This window comes from Mesorhizobium sp. B2-1-3 (genome assembly GCF_006442495.1).
Taxonomy (GTDB): domain Bacteria; phylum Pseudomonadota; class Alphaproteobacteria; order Rhizobiales; family Rhizobiaceae; genus Mesorhizobium.
The window spans coordinates 96667-112722 of sequence record NZ_VFWL01000020.1; the positions used below are offsets into that span (position 1 = coordinate 96667).

16 protein-coding genes are annotated in these 16056 nt (G+C 63.7%); 7 read left to right on the plus strand and 9 right to left on the minus strand.

All coding sequences use genetic code 11. The annotated features are described in order from the left end of the window. Window positions 1-17: 17 nt before the first annotated feature. Window positions 18-467 carry a host attachment family protein gene (locus tag FJ973_RS26280; RefSeq protein ID WP_140500246.1) on the minus strand — a complete coding sequence of 150 codons (450 nt, stop codon included), beginning with the start codon at window positions 465-467 and terminating at the stop codon, window positions 18-20. Window positions 468-899: 432 nt separating this feature from the next. On the opposite strand from FJ973_RS26280, the gene cysG reads away from it, so the two are divergent. From cysG to FJ973_RS26305, 5 genes are all read left to right on the plus strand, one after another. Beyond that, a complete protein-coding gene (gene cysG / locus FJ973_RS26285; RefSeq protein ID WP_140558382.1) occupies window positions 900-2345 on the plus strand; it encodes a siroheme synthase CysG in 1446 nt (481 codons plus the stop codon). Then, window positions 2342-2635, plus strand: coding sequence for a DUF2849 domain-containing protein (locus tag FJ973_RS26290; protein WP_140500242.1), 294 nt, complete (start codon window positions 2342-2344; stop codon window positions 2633-2635). The genes cysG and FJ973_RS26290 overlap by 4 nt, the downstream gene beginning before the upstream one ends. A 48-nt stretch (window positions 2636-2683) precedes the next feature. Next, complete coding sequence (locus tag FJ973_RS26295; RefSeq protein ID WP_140500240.1) at window positions 2684-4354, plus strand: nitrite/sulfite reductase; 1671 nt, start codon at window positions 2684-2686, stop codon at window positions 4352-4354. Beyond that, window positions 4329-5093, plus strand: a complete 765-nt coding sequence (locus FJ973_RS26300; protein WP_140500238.1) for a phosphoadenylyl-sulfate reductase — start codon at window positions 4329-4331, stop codon at window positions 5091-5093. Before FJ973_RS26295 ends, FJ973_RS26300 begins: the two co-directional genes overlap by 26 nt. A gap of 161 nt (window positions 5094-5254) precedes the next feature. Next, window positions 5255-5788, plus strand: a complete 534-nt coding sequence (locus FJ973_RS26305) for a DUF934 domain-containing protein (RefSeq protein WP_140558384.1) — start codon at window positions 5255-5257, stop codon at window positions 5786-5788. 108 nt (window positions 5789-5896) lie between these two features. Here the strand turns inward: FJ973_RS26305 and FJ973_RS26310 are convergent, their stop codons facing one another. After that, on the minus strand, window positions 5897-6919 hold the full coding sequence (locus FJ973_RS26310) for a fatty acid desaturase (protein WP_140500460.1): 1023 nt from the start codon (window positions 6917-6919) through the stop codon (window positions 5897-5899). Window positions 6920-7084: 165 nt separating this feature from the next. Then, window positions 7085-7285 (minus strand): hypothetical protein, encoded by a 201-nt coding sequence (locus tag FJ973_RS26315; RefSeq protein ID WP_140500234.1) that lies wholly within the window; start codon window positions 7283-7285, stop codon window positions 7085-7087. A gap of 239 nt (window positions 7286-7524) precedes the next feature. Here FJ973_RS26315 and grpE point away from each other — a divergent pair, with 239 nt between their 5' ends. Both grpE and FJ973_RS26325 read left to right on the plus strand, forming a co-directional pair. Further along, window positions 7525-8160, plus strand: a complete 636-nt coding sequence (grpE, locus tag FJ973_RS26320; RefSeq protein ID WP_140549492.1) for a nucleotide exchange factor GrpE — start codon at window positions 7525-7527, stop codon at window positions 8158-8160. Between the two features lie 172 nt (window positions 8161-8332). After that, window positions 8333-8965, plus strand: coding sequence for a trimeric intracellular cation channel family protein (locus tag FJ973_RS26325; protein WP_140558385.1), 633 nt, complete (start codon window positions 8333-8335; stop codon window positions 8963-8965). Between the two features lie 88 nt (window positions 8966-9053). Here the strand turns inward: FJ973_RS26325 and FJ973_RS26330 are convergent, their stop codons facing one another. The 6 genes from FJ973_RS26330 to FJ973_RS26355 all read right to left on the minus strand — a co-directional run bounded on the left by FJ973_RS26330 (window position 9054) and on the right by FJ973_RS26355 (window position 16010). Next, a complete protein-coding gene (locus tag FJ973_RS26330; RefSeq protein WP_140500229.1) occupies window positions 9054-9941 on the minus strand; it encodes a GNAT family N-acetyltransferase in 888 nt (295 codons plus the stop codon). A 183-nt stretch (window positions 9942-10124) separates the two neighbouring features. Then, window positions 10125-12434: a PAS domain-containing hybrid sensor histidine kinase/response regulator gene (locus tag FJ973_RS26335; protein WP_140558387.1), complete on the minus strand. Its 2310-nt coding sequence runs from the start codon at window positions 12432-12434 to the stop codon at window positions 10125-10127. A gap of 85 nt (window positions 12435-12519) precedes the next feature. Next, window positions 12520-13512 carry an MDR family oxidoreductase gene (locus FJ973_RS26340; protein WP_140558389.1) on the minus strand — a complete coding sequence of 331 codons (993 nt, stop codon included), beginning with the start codon at window positions 13510-13512 and terminating at the stop codon, window positions 12520-12522. Window positions 13513-13574: 62 nt separating this feature from the next. Next, window positions 13575-14063, minus strand: coding sequence for a signal peptidase II (gene lspA / locus FJ973_RS26345; protein ID WP_140558391.1), 489 nt, complete (start codon window positions 14061-14063; stop codon window positions 13575-13577). A 13-nt stretch (window positions 14064-14076) separates the two neighbouring features. Beyond that, window positions 14077-14937 carry an RNA methyltransferase gene (locus FJ973_RS26350; protein ID WP_140558393.1) on the minus strand — a complete coding sequence of 287 codons (861 nt, stop codon included), beginning with the start codon at window positions 14935-14937 and terminating at the stop codon, window positions 14077-14079. Continuing rightward, on the minus strand, window positions 14937-16010 hold the full coding sequence (locus FJ973_RS26355) for a class I SAM-dependent rRNA methyltransferase (RefSeq protein ID WP_140558395.1): 1074 nt from the start codon (window positions 16008-16010) through the stop codon (window positions 14937-14939). Before FJ973_RS26355 ends, FJ973_RS26350 begins: the two co-directional genes overlap by 1 nt. Window positions 16011-16056: the final 46 nt, after the last annotated feature.

Here is a 16056-nt window from a genome sequence, read left to right on the forward strand (position 1 = left end):
CGCTCGATCGCCAACGATCAAGCTGCCCGCAACAGGGCCTCGATCTCGAATACCGCGTGGTTGGTCAGCGTCTTGGGAATTTCCGCGCTGACTTTGTCGCTGACTTCCTTGTGCAGGATCTTGCGCATCGCGCCGAGCACGAGCGGCGGCGCGATGAGGATGATTTCGTCAAAAGAGCCTCGATGAGCCAGCTTGTAGAGCCGTTCGGCGAGTTCGTCGGCAAAGCGCTCCTTGCCGATCCGATGCCAATCCGTCTCCTCGACCGCGCTGCGGTGAACCGAGGGACCGTCATTGTAGCGACCGGGACTGTCGCTGCCTTGCTCGCGCGTTGGCGGGTTGTCCTGCCTCACTTCCTGCACCACTTCGAGGTTCGGAAATTTGGTGTCACCTGCATTTCTGAGGAAGAGCGCTTTTTCTCCGTCGGCCACCATGATCCAGATGCCGTGCTTCAACTTGATCGCGCTCATGACGCCGGGCTCCTTCCTTCGCTGCCGCCACGCTTGGCTTCACGCCGCGGCCAGGTATGATTTTGAATTGCGCATGCGGAAGGAACGCGCCTCGATCCGGTAATGTTCCAGCCAAAAAGCCAGGTCATACGGGCGCTCCGTCGAGGTGGAGGCGCGCGCACGACCGCCAGGCAGCTTTAATCTACTAAATTAGTAGAATTTAGAAAAAACGGTTTTGTCATAAAGCGCGTTCGGCCCAAAAAAGAGGAGAAATCAAGGCCCGCGACAGCGGCTTGATGCCGGTCTCCGCAACAAGGTGGAATATTTTTCTCTTGGCCGCGGCCCTTTAGAAAAAGCGATTGCATCCCGGAAGGTGATGCGCGAGTGGGTTTCTTCAGCTTTTTCGCGCCCACGCGTAGAAGTGAAGACCAGATCAGGATTCCGTTCGTATCCATGCCGCAGCCCGCCCCCAAGCTCAATGCCTTCCCCGTCTTCGTACGGGTCGAGGACGAAGCCGTAACGATCGTCGGCGGCGGCGACGAAGCGTTGGCCAAGGCACGATTGCTTGGGCAGTCCAGCGCTACGCTGCGCATCGTCGCGGAGAGCGCCTCACCGGACATGCTCGGCTTCATCGCGCAGAGCGGCGCCACCCACATCGCGGCCTATGAGGCGAGCCGGCTGGAAGGCTCGGTGATGGTGTTCGCTGCCAGCGGCGATGAGGCGCTCGACCGGCGCGTTGTCCAGGATGCGCGCCGGCTCGGCATCCCCGTCAATGCGGTGGACCGGCCGGAGCTTTGCGATTTTTTCACCCCGGCGCTGGTCAATCGCGCACCGGTCGCGATCGCCATCGGCACGGAAGGCGCTGGGCCGGTGCTGGCGCAGATGCTGCGTGCCCGCATCGACCGCATGCTGTCGCCCTCGTTGGGCAGGTTGGCGGCTCTCGCCGCGTCCTTCCGGGCCGCCGCTGAAAGCCTGCCCAGGGGCAATTCGCGCCGCCGGTTCTGGAGCGAGTTCTTCGGCGGTGCGCCGGCGCGCGCCGTCGAAGCGGGCAAGCTTTCGCAGGCGCATGACGCAGCCGCCGATCTTCTGCGTTCGGCTGCATCCGCTTCAGGCCATATCGCCCTGGTTGGCGCGGGCCCCGGTGCCGAGGACCTTTTGACGCTGCGTGCGCATCGCCTGCTGATGGAGGCCGATGTCATCGTCCACGACGCGCTGGTGCCGGAGGCTGTCGTCGCCATGGGCCGACGCGACGCCGAGCGGCTGGCGGTCGGCAAACGCAAGGGCTGTCACACCAAGAGCCAGGCCGAGATCAATGCGCTGCTGGTCGAGCTTGGCCGCGAAGGCAAGCGTGTGGTGCGGCTGAAGTCGGGCGATCCCCTGGTGTTCGGCCGGGCCGGCGAGGAGATGGCGGCGCTGCGTGATGCCGGCATCGCCTATGAGGTGGTTCCGGGCGTTACCGCTGCTTTCGCTGCCGCCGCCGATTTCGAATTGCCGCTGACGCTGCGTGGGGTTTCCTCCTCGATGGTGTTCACCACCGGTCATGATCTCAAGGGCAATTCGCTGCCCGACTGGGCCAAGCTTGCCATTTCGGGTGCCACCGTTGCTGTCTATATGGGCCGCTCGGTGGCCGCGGAGGTTGCCGGCCGGCTGATCGAGGCCGGGCTTTCGCCCGATACGGCGGTAGCCGTGGTCGAGAATGCCAGCCTCGGCAATCGCCGCCGTTTCCACGGCACGCTTGCCGACCTGCCGTCGTTGGAAGCGCGCTCCGATCTCTCAGGTCCGGTCATGACCATCATCGGCGATGCGGTCGCCGGCGCCAATTTCGAACGGTCCGAACCGCTCGCGGCACACAGGCATGAAGGTGCGCCCATAGCTGCCACCGAGGGAGTTCAGCAATGAAGATACTGACCGCCAACCGGCTCGCCGACGGCATCGCCGTCTGGTACGCAGACGGCGGCTGGGCCGAGAGGGCGGACCATGCCGACCTCGCCCATGACAAGGCGGCCGAGGATCGCCTGGAAGCGATCGGTGCCAAGGCCCACGCCGACAACGAAGTCCTCGACGTCAACCTCATCGATGCCGAAATCGTGAACGGCGTTGTCGAGCCGGTGCGGTTGCGCGAGAAGATCCGCGCCGCGGGCCCGACCATTCGCAACGATCTTGGCAAGCAGGCCTCCCGGGCGGCGTAAGCCCAGACCAGAAGTGAACACGGGCGGACGCGCCCTGAAAGACGAAGCATGTACCGCTACGATGAGTTCGATCACGATTTTGTCCAGGCCCGCGTCGCCGAGTTCAGCGACCAGGTCCAGCGCCGGCTCGCCGGCGAGATCACCGAGGACCAGTTCCGGCCGCTCAGGCTGATGAACGGCGTCTACCTGCAATTGCACGCCTATATGCTGCGCATCGCGGTGCCCTATGGCACGCTGAACAGCAAGCAGTTGCGCATGCTCGGCCACATCGCGCGCAAATACGACAAGGGCTACGGCCATTTCACCACGCGCCAGAACATCCAGTTCCACTGGCCGGCGCTGTCCGACATTCCTGCGATCCTGGCCGATCTGGCGAGTGTCGAGATGCACGCCATCCAGACCAGCGGCAATTGTATCCGCAACGTCACCGCGGACCATTTCGCGGGTGCGGCGGCCGACGAGGTCGCCGATCCGCGTCCCTATGCGGAAATCCTGCGCCAGTGGTCATCTGTTCATCCGGAGTTTTCCTACCTGCCGCGCAAGTTCAAGATCGCGGTAACCGGCGCGGAGCGCGACCGCGCCGCCATCCAGACCCACGACATCGGCCTGCACCTGAAGAAGAACGCGGCCGGCGAGCTCGGCTTCGCCGTCTATGTCGGCGGCGGCCAGGGGCGCACGCCGATGGTCGCCAGGAAGATCCGCGATTTCCTGCCGGAAGCCGACCTTTTGTCCTACTGCACGGCGATCCTGCGCGTTTACAACCTGCATGGCCGCCGCGACAATAAGTTCAAGGCGCGCATCAAAATCCTGGTCCATGAGACCGGCGTCGAGGAGATCACGCGCCAGGTCGAGGCGGAATGGCAGCAATTGAAGGACGCCGAGTTGAAGCTGCCGGAAGCAGACATCCGCGCCATCGACGCCTATTTCGCGCCACCAGCGCTGACCGCGCGGCCGGACGGCGACGAGGCTGTAAAGCTGGCACGCCTCGATTCCAAGGGCTTCTCGGATTGGCTCGACCAGAACGTGGTGACGCATCGCCACCCCGACTATGCGGCGGTGACCATCTCGCTGAAGGGTATCGGCGAAGTGCCGGGCGATGCGACCGACAGCCAGATGGAAGCGATTGCCGATATCGCCGAGAAGTATGGATACGACGAGTTGCGCGTCAGCCACGAGCAGAACCTGATCCTGCCGCATGTGGCGCGCGCCGACCTGAAGGCGGTCTATGACGCGCTGGTCGATATCGGCCTGGCGACCGCCAATTCGAACCTGATATCGGACATCATCTCGTGCCCGGGCCTCGACTATTGCGCGCTGGCCACAGCGCGTTCGATCCCGATCGCGCAGGAGATCTCGCGTCGCTTCGCCTCGCTGGAGCGGCAGCGCGAGATCGGCGAGTTGAAGCTGAAGATCTCCGGCTGCATCAATGCCTGCGGCCATCACCATGTCGGACATATCGGCATTCTCGGAGTCGAAAAGAAAGGCACGGAGCTGTACCAGGTGACGCTTGGCGGTTCGGCCGACGAGAACACTTCGGTGGGCGAGATCATCGGCCGCGGCTTCTCGTCGGAAGAGATCACCGACGCCATCGAGCAGATCGTTGAGACCTATCTCGGCCTTCGGCTCAACTCACAAGAGAAATTCATCGACGCCTACCGCCGTGTCGGTCCCGCGCCGTTCAAGGAGGCGCTCTATGCTGGCGAAGCCAAGGCCGCTTGACCCTATCGTCGACGCCGATGACGGCATCGCCGCCAAAGCGGCGGGGTTTGACGCGCTTTACGGCCACCTGAATCCGCTCGACATCATCGAACGCGCGGCAGGCGACCTGTTTCACGATGAGATTGCCGCGGTGTCTTCCTTCGGTGCCGATTCGGCCGTGCTACTGCACATGATTTCCGAAGTCGATCGCTCGCTGCCGGTCATCTTTCTCGATACTGGCAAGCATTTCGAGGAGACGCTCGGCTATCGCGACGCCCTGGTCGCCGATTTCGGGTTGACCAACATCCAGGTGATCAAGCCCGACGAGGCAGCACTCGAGCGGATCGATCCGACCGGCAATCTGCACCAGACCAACACCGACGCCTGCTGCGACGTGCGCAAGGTCGAGCCGCTGGCACGGGGCGTGGCGCCTTTCCGCGCCTGGTTCACCGGCCGCAAGCGCTTCCAGGCTTCGACGCGCGCAGCACTTCCAGTGTTCGAGGCGGTCGGCCCACGTATCCGCATCAATCCGCTGGCGCACTGGACGACGTCGGACCAGGCGGACTACATGCGCGCGCATGCACTGCGGGAAAATCCGCTGGTCGCCTATGGCTATCTGTCGATCGGCTGCTTCCCGTGCACCCAGCCGGTGCAGCCGGGCGAGGACGCGCGCAGCGGCCGCTGGGCCGGCCATGCCAAGACCGAGTGCGGCATTCACCTGTCGGGACTGGAGAAGTCGCTGACCGACGCATCGTTATAGGGTATGCTGATATTCAGGTGAGGCCGGCCTGCAAACGGCGGCTTCGGGGGCTCACGTACTACAAGTACGCTCCGCTCCGGCTCTCGGAAGCTACCGTTTCGACTAGGGCCTGCTTGAATCTCAACACACACCTTGAGCTCTTTGAATTTTAGGAAATTTCGATGACTGAACCGACGATACCGGAGACCCGCCTCTGGACCCCGACGGGTTTTCGCGAGGATGAGTGGGCTCATGCCGAAGGCGCGGAAGCACTGTCCGGCAATGGCCGCTTCATCCTGCCGCTGCAGGCGTTTCTCGATCTCGATCCGGAGGTGCGCCGGTCGACCAAGGAAAGGATCGGTGTCGTGCTGCAACCCGGCGATCAGCTCGAAAGGATTGCTGGCCTGCTCGACCAACTGTCGCTGGTGGCGCTGGCTTTTCCGTCGTTCAGCGATGGCCGCTCCTTCTCAAAGGGCGAATTGCTGCGCAGCCGACATCATTTCGAAGGTGCCGTGCGCGCCACCGGCCAGGTGCTGGTCGACCAGCTGCCGCATATGCTACGGCTCGGTTTCGATGAATTCGAAATCTCCAATCCCGTGCTCTTGAAGCGGCTGGACGAAGGCCGCACCGGCGGATTGGGACTCTACTACCAGCCTGCCGCCGTGCCGAAGCCCAAGGGACCAAAATACTCCTGGCGTCGGCTGCGTGCCGGCTGACGTCACGACACTTCCAGCGACAGGTTTGCGGCCGCCTGTCCTCTCCCGTCACGACGACAGGAGGTGCCCGCCGGCGGATCGGGGACAGCAGAGCCAGGCAGAAGATGGCTACGCCGCCATCCGTGCCTGGCGAAAAGACACCAGCTTGCCGCTGTTTTCATCCCACAGCGCCAGCTTGACGCAGCGCAGGCTCTCAAGAAGGGTGATGCGGCCTATGCCGCGCAGTTCCGGATAATCGCGCAGCACTTCCTGCAGGCGGTAGCCTGGCACCTTCGCGGAGAGGTGATGGACATGATGGACACCGATGTTGCCGGTGAACCAGTTCAGCACCGGCGGCAGGTCATAATAGGAGGATCCGTGCAAGGCGGCACGCTGGAACTCCCACTCATCGTCCTTCGCCCATTCGGTCTCCTCGAACTGGTGCTGGACATAGAACAGCCAGATGCCGGCCGACCCGGCAAGGATGACGATCGGCAGGTGGACGACCAGAAAAGCGCCAATACCGACGAACCATATCAGGATCGACGCTGCCAGCACGATGGCGAGGTTGGTGGCCATCGAGGATACCCAGGGCTTCAGGCCACCGCGCATCATCCCGACCGGCAGCCTTTGCTCGAAGATGAAGAGCCATATCGGTCCCAGTCCGAACATGACCAGGGGATGGCGATAGAGACGATAGGCGAGGCGACCTCTCCAGGACATCCGCCGGTACTCCGCGACCGTCAACGTCTTGATATCGCCAACGCCGCGCTCGTCGAGATTACCCGCGCTGGCATGATGGGTGGCATGAGCACTCCGCCAGCAATCATAAGGCGTCAGCGTAAGCACGCCCAGGACGCGGCCTATCCAGTCATCGGCGGTGCGGTTGGCGAAGAAAGATCCGTGCCCGCAATCGTGCTGGATCATGAAAATCCGCACCAGGAAGCCCGCCGCCGGCAAGATCAGCACCAGCCCCCACCAATGGCCATAGGCAAAGGCGATCGAGGACAGCGCCCAGAGTGCTGCGAAAGGGATCAGGGTGATCGCCAGTTCGACGGCGCTGCGCCGCCTGTCCGGCTTCTTGTAGCGCGCCAGGATCTTCAACCAGGCGCGCTTACTGTTGGCGGCAGTCTCAGGGGAAATCATGTTCATCATGAAGCATAGGCGGAGGGGCCCGGCTCCCGCAAGGCTAATCACGAGAAATTACCGCGCGTAATTGTCGCGATGGGGCGCGGGATCCTCGATCCAGGCCGCGACTTCAGGTTCTGTTCTAACCCTTGCAACTCTGCCAACCCGGATCGCATCCGGTCACATGCATCAATGGCGCGCGCCGCCAGCCATGCTGTTTTCCAGGCCGTCGAGACGTTCGAGCTGGTCCCGGAAGCGGTCGGGAATGTCTTTCTCGGCGCGAAAGGCCGGCAGCGCATGCAGAAAGCGTCTCACCGCCGCCGTGCCTAGCTGGCGCCGGATTTCGGCGGCGATCCGATCTTTCTTTTCGCCCTTGTCGCGGGGTGTCATTTCAAAAATCCTGTGTCGGTTCGAAAATCCTCCAGCCAGCAAATGGTTCCCCGATCGCGCCGCCGGGGCAAGCAAAGGTGGAAGCTATGGTAAAGTTTGAATTAAAATCGAAGCATCGCACTGATCGCCATCCGGTTTGAACGGCTGGGCCTGTGCCTTCGCTTACCCCTTGATTTTTGCCCACCAAACCTCGATATCGGGCTCAAAATCCACACTATTCGAGATGATGGGAAACGGCGATGAGCGACCAGGCAAAAGACGAACGCGCGCCCGACGAAATTGAGGCGACCGAAGCCAATGCCGAGCGCACGGAAGGTGGCGTCGATGGCGATTATGAAGCGGTTGTGCGGCTCCTGAAGGAGAATGAAGAGCTGAAGGACAGGGCGCTTCGCGTTGCGGCCGAGATGGAGAACCTGCGTCGCCGCACCGCGCGCGACGTGCATGACGCGCGTACCTATGCGGTCGCGAACTTCGCCCGCGACATGCTGTCGGTTTCGGACAATCTGCGCCGCGCGCTGGACGCTATTCCCGCCGAGGCCAAGGCGTCCGGCGATGCGGGTTTCAAGGCGCTGATCGACGGCGTCGATCTCACCGAGCGTGCCATGCTGTCCGCACTGGAGCGGCACGGCGTCAAGAAGCTCGCGCCGGAAGGCGAGAAGTTCGATCCCAATTTCCACCAGGCCATGTTCGAAGTGCCCAATCCCGATGTGCCGGCCAACACGGTGGTGCAGGTCGTGCAGCCGGGCTATTCGATCGGGGAGCGGGTGCTGCGCCCGGCCATGGTCGGCGTTGCCAAGGGCGGCCCGAAACTCGCCGCTGGCGAAGCGCCGGTCGAGCCGGGGCCCGTCAACGAGCAGGCGGAGAAGGACGCGTAGTTAGGGGAATAGGGAATAGGGCAAGGCAGTAAGGCAGTAAGGCAGTAAGGCAGTAAGGCAGTAAGGCAGTAAGGCAGTAAGGCAGTAAGGCAGTAAGGGGCGTATCAACAGTACGGCTTCGTGCTAAACATACTCCCCTACTCCCCTGCTGCCTTACTCCCTGGTCCCGCCCTTGAACCCCATCGCGCTTCTCGACTATGCCGGCGTTGCGGTCTTCGCGGCGACAGGTGCGCTTGCCGCGTCGCGCAAGCAGCTCGACGTTATCGGCTTCCTTTTCCTGGCGTGCGTCACCGGCATCGGCGGCGGCACTCTTCGCGACGTCGTCCTTAACCTGCCGGTTTTCTGGATCGCCAATTCCAGCTATGTGCTGATCTGCGCGGCGGTTGCGGTGCTGGTGTTTTTCAGCGCACACCGTGTCGAATCCCGCTGGAAGTGGCTGCTCTGGCTCGACACCGTCGGGCTGGCCGCTTTTTCGGTGATGGGTGCGGCCAAAGGGTTGGCCATCACCGGTTCGCCGGTCGTTTCCGTCATCACCGGCGTGCTGACCGCCACATTCGGCGGCATCCTGCGCGACGTGCTGGCAGGGGAGCCTTCGGTGCTGCTGAGGCCGGAAATCTATGTTACGGCCGCCCTGGTTGGCGCGTCGATCTTCACATTGGGCGATGTCGCCGGACTGCCGCAGATCGTGTCAGGCTTGGCCGGTTTCGCCGCGGCATTCGCCGTGCGCGGCGGCGCGCTCAAATTCGGCTGGTCGTTTGCGTCCTACAAGAGCCGGCCCGGCAGGCGGCCGGAGGATATTTCGTGAGAGAAGGGATTAGGGATTAGTCAGTGGATGAATCATGATGTCTTCACTACTGCCTACTGCCTACTGCCTACTGCCTACTGACTACTGTTCACGCCGCGAAGCGCTGCGCTTCCCCGCCGTAATAATTGACGTAGCGGGCGCCGATCTCCTTGACCGGCATCACCACGAACACATCGACCGTCGAGAATTCACGATCGATGACGCAGCCGTCGCCGATGCGGGCGCCGACCCTGAGATAGCCCTTGACCAAGGGCGGCATCGCAGCGATCGCTGCCTTGGCATTGACCGCCTCGATCGGCATCAGGTCCATGGAACAATAGCGCCCGGCGACGGCGCGCACGTCCCAGGCCGAATTCGTGCGGCAGTGATGCGCCAGATAGGTGAGCGCCTCGGCATGGGCCGCCGGCACCGTGCCCTGGAAAGACGCACAGCCGGTCATCACGCCAATGCCGTAGTGGTTGATGTAGGCCCAGATGCCTTGCCACAATGCCTCGATGGTGCGCTTCGAACGGTATTCCGGCAGGACGCAGGAGCGGCCGAGCTCGAGAAAGCGCTGGCCGGGGTGACGGGCGATGAGCTTGGTCAGCTCGAACTCGCCTTCGGAATAGAAGCCGCCGGCGGCCGCAGCGATTTCTTGCCGCAGCAGCCGGTAGGTCCCGACGATGCGGCGATGTTCGGGGCCGGAAAGCGAGGTATCGAAGACGAGCAGGTGATCGCAGTGCGGATCGAAGCGGTCGGCATCACGGCGGTCCTGCACCTGAAACAGGTTCTTCCTGGCGCCAAGCTCGTCGTAGAATACCCGGTAGCGCACTTCCTGCGCGGCCGCGATCTCGGCCTCGTTGCGGGCCAACCGCACTTCGAGGTTGCCGATACGGCCGAGCGCTGCGCCCTTTGTGACGGAATCGACATTGCGCCCGGCAAGCAAGGCGCCGCCAGCGTTCGGCCGAGTGTCACATTCCGGCATAACTGTATGCACGAGTGATTCTCCTTCGAGCCATCCCTCTTGGCACGGGGATACGGTGTAGGTGCAACAGGATTGTGACAGTACCGTGATACGGCGTCGCGGGCAATACTTCGTCGGCTGGCGAATACGGTCAACCGGCTACGTTATGCAAAAGCAAGGTGGCGCCGCTCGGCAGGAGATTGATGAAAAAAAGGCTCAGGCGGCGACCTGCCCCTCGATGGCGTCGACCAGTGCATCGGGGTCGAGCGGCTTGGTGACAAAGCCGCTGGCGCCGTGGGCGAGCACCGCATGGCGGGTCTTTTCCTGGCTGTCGGCCGACAGCACCATGATGGGCACTGGCGGCACGGCCGTCTCCTCCTCATGGCGGCGGATGGCGGCGATGGCGTCCATCCCATCCATCACCGGCATGTGCAGGTCCATCAGCACCACGTCGAAGCGGTGTTTGTGTCCGGCACCGGTAACGGCCTCGACCGCCGCCTTGCCGTTGCCGACAACCTTGACGCGATGACCGGCCTTCAGCAGCGTGGCGCGAGCGAGCATGGCGTTGATGTCATTGTCCTCGGCGATCAGCACCGACAGGCCACGCTGGCGATCACTGGCGGCGCGAAGCGCCGGCGGGTGGGGCTTTTCCGGCCGTGTCGGGGCAAGCGCCGGCGCATGACTGCTCAGAAGCACACGCAAAAGTGTTCCGCCTCGCACCGGTCTGGCGAGGAAGGTCGCGTAGCCGCTGGCGCGGAACTCGCCGAGCATGCCGCGATCGGTCGGGGCGATCAGCGTGATGGCTTCGCAATCGGAAAAACCGCTTTGGCGCAGCCGCTTGAGCAGTCTTCCGTCGCCCTCTTCCATGGCCGCGTCGACCAGCAGCACGTCGCAATCGCCGGAGAACGATGCCGCCTGCGCCACGGTGGTGGCGATATCGACCGCGCCGCCGTTGGCGCGGATGCTGCGGGCGATGGCGTCGGCCTCGACGATATTTCTCGACAGGATTACCGCGTGCCTGCCCTGAAGCGCGTCCATCCGGCCCGGTGGTGGCTCGCTCGCGGAGATGGCCGGGATATCGAAGACGAATTCCGAACCCTGCCCCAGCCGGCTGGAGACGGAAATCGTGCCGCCCATGGCGGTCACCAGGCGCTTGGAGATGGCAAGACCGAGACCGGCTCCGCCATGCGCGCGCGTCGAGGTACCGTCGGCCTGCTCGAACTCCTCGAAAATGCGCTCCATGTCGTCTTCATGCAGGCCTGGCCCGGTATCCGCGATGGTGAAGCATATGCGGTCGGTGGTTTCAGTGCGGGCGCGCGCTATACTCACCAGCACCCCGCCGCTGTCGGTGAACTTGATGGCGTTGCCGATCAGGTTGAGCAGCACCTGCCTGACTCGGCCCGGATCTGCGGTGATCAATTGCGGCACGTCGGGCTCGACATGGCAGCCGAGGCCGATATCCTTGGAGAAGGCGCGCGCGGCGAGGAGCTCGACAACGTTGTCGGCGATCTCGCGCACCGACATTGGCTGCGGTTCGGGATCGAAGCGTCCCGCCTCGATCTTGGAATAGTCGAGCAGGTCCTCGATGAGGGCCAGCAGCGCGCTGGCCGAGGTCGAAATGGCGCCGACATAGGTCTGCTGCTCCGGCGACAGGCTGGTATCGGCCAACAGCCTGGCCATGCCCATGATGCCGTTCATCGGCGTGCGGATTTCATGGCTGACGGTGGCGAGGAAGCGCGATTTGGCCTGGCTTGCGTATTCGGCCCGCTCGCGCGCGGTGATCAGCGAGGATTCGGCACGCTTGCGGGCGGTGATGTCGCGGGCGATGGCGCGATGCGAGACAGAACCGCTGTCCTTGTCGCGCACCGACAGTTCGATCCACGAGAACCAGCGCGAACCGCCAGGGGTGCGGATGGCGACGTCGGTGGAACTCAGGCATTCATGGTCGGAAAAGGCGGCGTCGGGAACGATACCGACTTCGATGCCAAGTTCCGCCAGGGTTTTGCCGGCGAGGTCGCGCTGGTCGACCTCGACGAGATCGGCGAACACCTTGTTGGCATAGACGATATAGCCGTCGCGGTCGCGGTGGATGACGAGATCGCCAAGCGCGTCGATCAGGCCGCGAAAGCGCTCTTCGCTCTCCTGCATCTCCCACATGCGATCGGCCAGCGTCTCGATCTCGGCACGGCTGCGAGCCGTGGTTTCATCAAGCAGCGCGGCGGTGCGGGATTCGTTCCTTCTGGCGCGCAGGTGCAGGCCGAAGCCGGCAAGGCCGGTCGCCAGCAAAGCGAGGCTGATGAAGATCGGCGCGCCGGTCAGGTGCGTCAGCCCCGCCAGCATGATGATGGCGACGAAGGTCAGCAGCGGCAAGCCTTCGCGGGCGGCCAATCGCGGCTGATTCCTGGCCTGTTGCGGCTCAGGCGCCAGCGGCGGTGCGGCGACGAACCGCCGCGCCGACGCCGGCGGGGGTACCGCATCGACGTCTTCGCCAGTCTCCGCTTCCTGGATGCCGGATTCCGCGACCATGCGAAAATCCTACCGGACAGAAATTATGGAAGCCTGCGGGGGATCGTTCGAATTTTAGCGGATAGGTTGTTTTACCCCGGCGAACTCACTGCATGTCTACGACGACGCGGCCGCGGATCTTGCCGTCGACGATGTCGCGCGCGGCGTCGATGATGTCGTCGAAGCCGATGGTCGTGGACAGGCTGGCGAGCTTGCGCAGATCCAGGTCGGCGTCGATGCGGCGCCAGGCCTCGAGCCGCACCGGTTTCGGCGCCATCACCGAATCGATGCCGAGCAGCGAAACGCCGCGCAGGATGAAAGGTGCCACGCTCGACGGCAGGTCCATGCCGCCGGCCAGGCCGCAGGCCGCGACGGCACCGCCATAGGAGGTCATAGAGAGCACATTGGCCAGTGTGTGGCTGCCGACGGAATCGATGCCGCCCGCCCAACGCTCCTTGGCGAGCGGCTTGGTCGGCTGGCTGAGTTCGTCACGCGATATCACCTCCGCGGCGCCAAGATCGATGAGATACGGGCTTTCGGCATTGCGCCCGGTCGAGGCAATGACGTGATAGCCCAGGGTGGACAGGATGGAGACCGCGACCGAACCGACGCCGCCGGCCGCGCCCGTCACCACCACGGGCCCGCGATCGGGCACGATGCCGTGCCGCTCCAGTGCCATGACGCACAGCATTGCGGTATAGCCGGCGGTGCCGACCGCCATCGCGTCATGCGCGCTGATGCCGTCGGGGAGCGGCACCAGCCAGTCGCCGTTGACGCGGGCGCGCCCGGCATAGGCGCCAAAATGCGTCTCGCCGACACCCCAGCCGTTCAGGATGACCTTGTCTCCCTTGCGCCAGTCGGGATGGGAAGAGGATAAGACCGTTCCGGCGAAATCGATGCCTGGCACCAAGGGCCAGCGGCGAATGACCGGCGCCTTGCCTGATATTGCGAGCCCATCCTTGTAGTTCACCGTCGTCGCTTCGACTGCGACGGTGACGTCACCGTCCATGAGATCGGCTTCGGTGAGGTCGGTCACCGCCACCGACTGTTTCTTTTCGGCGTCGCGCGAAACGAGGATGGCTTTGAAGGTTTCGGGCATTTTTCTCTCCTCGATCTATCGACGTTTGGACTCTGCTGCGGCGGCCGCGCCGGGTCAATCGGTCAGGCGTCGGGACCCTGGGGCTTGGGCTGGCGCCGCCAGCCCAAAACTTCGTCAAGCACGACCAGCGCGGCGCCGACCGAAATGAAGGCATCGGCGAGATTGAACACGGCGAAGGACCAGACCGGAGTGTGGAACAGGATGTAGTCGATGACGTGGCCGTAGACGGCGCGGTCGATCAGATTGCCGAGCGCGCCACCGATGATCAGGGTAAAGCCGGTGCGGGCAATAACATGGCCCGCTGGCGTGTGCGTGGCCAGATAGAGCACGAAGGCGACGACGAGAACGGCGATGATCACCAGCCCGGTATCGCCGAAGGATGAGAACATCGAGAAGGCGATGCCGGTATTATAGGTGCGAAACAGCGCCAGGAAGGGCAGGAGATCGAGCTTTTCCTGAAAGGGAAGGCCGATCTCGACCAAATGTTTTATCCACTGGTCGAGCGCGATGGCCGCGACGACCAGCAGCGCATAGGGAGACCATGATTTCACGATTGGGCAACCCTCATTGCGAATCCACCATAGGGTCCAGTTTCAGCGCGCCGCGGCGGATCTCGAACAGCATGACGCCGGTGGCGACGGCAAGATTGAGCGAATCGGCACGCCCTGCCTGCGGAATCCTGAGCAGCCTGTCGCAACTCGCCGCCAGGCTTTCGGGCAGGCCTTGCTGTTCATTGCCCATCATCAGCAGCACCGGCCCCCGGGAAAAATCGACCGAGCGGTAGTCGACCGCGCCTTTGAGGTGTGTGCCGGCGACGAGACCCGAAAACCCGCCGCGCCAGGCGAGGAATGCCTCGGTCGTCGCCTTGGCCACCGGAACGGCGAAGATAGAGCCCATGGTGGCGCGCACCGTCTCCACCGAAAAGGGATCGGTGGTGTCTCCGACCAGGATCACGCCCTTCGCGCCTACGGCGTCCACCGTGCGGATGACGGTGCCGAGATTGCCGGGATCACGCACCCGGTCGAGCGCCACCCAGACATCGCCATTGTCGGCGCGGATATCCTTCAGGGCCAGGAATTTCTGCGAGAAAACGCCGATCACCATTTGCGGATTGTCGCGGCGGGTTATGGCGACAAGCACTTTTTCCGAGACTTCAAGCACCGTGCCGCCGGAAGCCACCGTGCGCGCAGCGACCTTCTCCACCGCCGCGTTGCCGCGTCCGGCCTTGGCGAAGACCAGGGTCCTGATATGCCAGCCGAGGTCGAGCGCATCGATGACCAGCTTCAGTCCCTCGGCCATGAAGGCGTTCTGCTGGTCGCGGAATTTTTTCAAGGCTAGCGCCTTGATGTCCTTGACCAGCGGATTGGCGAGGCTGGTGACCTCTTTCACCTGCCCGACCGGACGGGCGCCGTTATATCCACTCATCAGGCCACCCAGCGCGAGAACAGCGAGGTCGACAGCGCGCGGCCCGCCGATTTTTCGCGGATGATCAATTCGCCCGATTCAACCCTGCCGCCCATGCCGGCAAAGGTGTCACGCATGAGGGCATGGATGGCGAAGAAGGAGGCTCGGATCGAATAAGCGGTCAGCACCACGGCAAGCGGTTTCGGGGTCAGGATCGATCGGCAGAGATCGGTCAATGTCGGCAGGTCCTCGAACAACTGCCAGACCTCGCCCTTGGGGCCGCGGCCATAGGCGGGCGGGTCGAACAGAACGATGTCATAGCGGCTGCCGCGGCGCTCCTCGCGCTCGGCGAATTTCACCGCGTCTTCGACGATCCAGCGGATCGGCTTGTTGCCAAGCCCGGCCATCTCCTGGTTTTCGCGGGCCCAGCCGATCGCCTTTTTCGAGGCATCGACATGAGTGACCTCGGCGCCGGCGCGCGCCGCCACCAGCGAGGCAAGGCCGGTATAGCCGAACAGGTTGAGCACCTTGACCGGCCGCCTGGCCGCCGCGATCAGTCCGGCCATGTGATCCCAGTGCGAGGCCTGCTCGGGAAACACGCCGACGTGGCGAAACGAGGTGAAGCGGCCGAGATAGTCGATGCCGTCGTGCTTCATAGGCCAGGTCTCGCCGAGCGGCGTCCCGGGGAAGCGCCAGCGGCCAATGCCTTCCTCGTCGGTATCGCCGGTGAAGACAGCGTCGGCGCGGTCCCATTCCCTTGCCGGTAGCGCCTTCTGCCAGATCGCCTGGCCCTCGGGGCGGACGATCCGATAAGGACCGTATTGTTCGAGCTTCTGGCCGGCGCCGCTGTCAAGCAGCGCATAATCGGCATTGGGCGCCACTTCGAGGATCAGCGGAAGCTGTTCGGCCGGAAGAGCGCCGTCGCGACGGGCCAGGATGCGGGGCGCCGACTTCTGCTCGGGGCGCTCGTCGACCTTGGCCTCGGGCCGCTCCTGCGGCCTGGCCGTTCCACGGCCTTCATGCGGACGCACCCGTTGTGCACCGCTTTTTGCGGGCGGACGGCTGTCGCGGCGTTTGTCGCGAAAAGATTTCAAGCAGGAGCATCTCCGAGGCGTGGCCGCTTTTGACATAGGGCAACCG

Bases quoted from the DNA above. Each gene is read 5' to 3' on its own strand.
- FJ973_RS26280 (WP_140500246.1), bottom strand. From the start codon at position 467: ATGAGCGCGATCAAGTTGAAGCACGGCATCTGGATCATGGTGGCCGAC.
- cysG (WP_140558382.1), top strand. From the start codon at position 900: ATGCCGCAGCCCGCCCCCAAGCTCAATGCCTTCCCCGTCTTCGTACGG.
- FJ973_RS26290 (WP_140500242.1), top strand. From the start codon at position 2,342: ATGAAGATACTGACCGCCAACCGGCTCGCCGACGGCATCGCCGTCTGG.
- FJ973_RS26295 (WP_140500240.1), top strand. From the start codon at position 2,684: ATGTACCGCTACGATGAGTTCGATCACGATTTTGTCCAGGCCCGCGTC.
- FJ973_RS26300 (WP_140500238.1), top strand. From the start codon at position 4,329: ATGCTGGCGAAGCCAAGGCCGCTTGACCCTATCGTCGACGCCGATGAC.
- FJ973_RS26305 (WP_140558384.1), top strand. From the start codon at position 5,255: ATGACTGAACCGACGATACCGGAGACCCGCCTCTGGACCCCGACGGGT.
- FJ973_RS26310 (WP_140500460.1), bottom strand. From the start codon at position 6,919: ATGAACATGATTTCCCCTGAGACTGCCGCCAACAGTAAGCGCGCCTGG.
- FJ973_RS26315 (WP_140500234.1), bottom strand. From the start codon at position 7,285: ATGACACCCCGCGACAAGGGCGAAAAGAAAGATCGGATCGCCGCCGAA.
- grpE (WP_140549492.1), top strand. From the start codon at position 7,525: ATGAGCGACCAGGCAAAAGACGAACGCGCGCCCGACGAAATTGAGGCG.
- FJ973_RS26335 (WP_140558387.1), bottom strand. From the start codon at position 12,434: ATGGTCGCGGAATCCGGCATCCAGGAAGCGGAGACTGGCGAAGACGTC.
- FJ973_RS26340 (WP_140558389.1), bottom strand. From the start codon at position 13,512: ATGCCCGAAACCTTCAAAGCCATCCTCGTTTCGCGCGACGCCGAAAAG.
- FJ973_RS26350 (WP_140558393.1), bottom strand. From the start codon at position 14,937: ATGAGTGGATATAACGGCGCCCGTCCGGTCGGGCAGGTGAAAGAGGTC.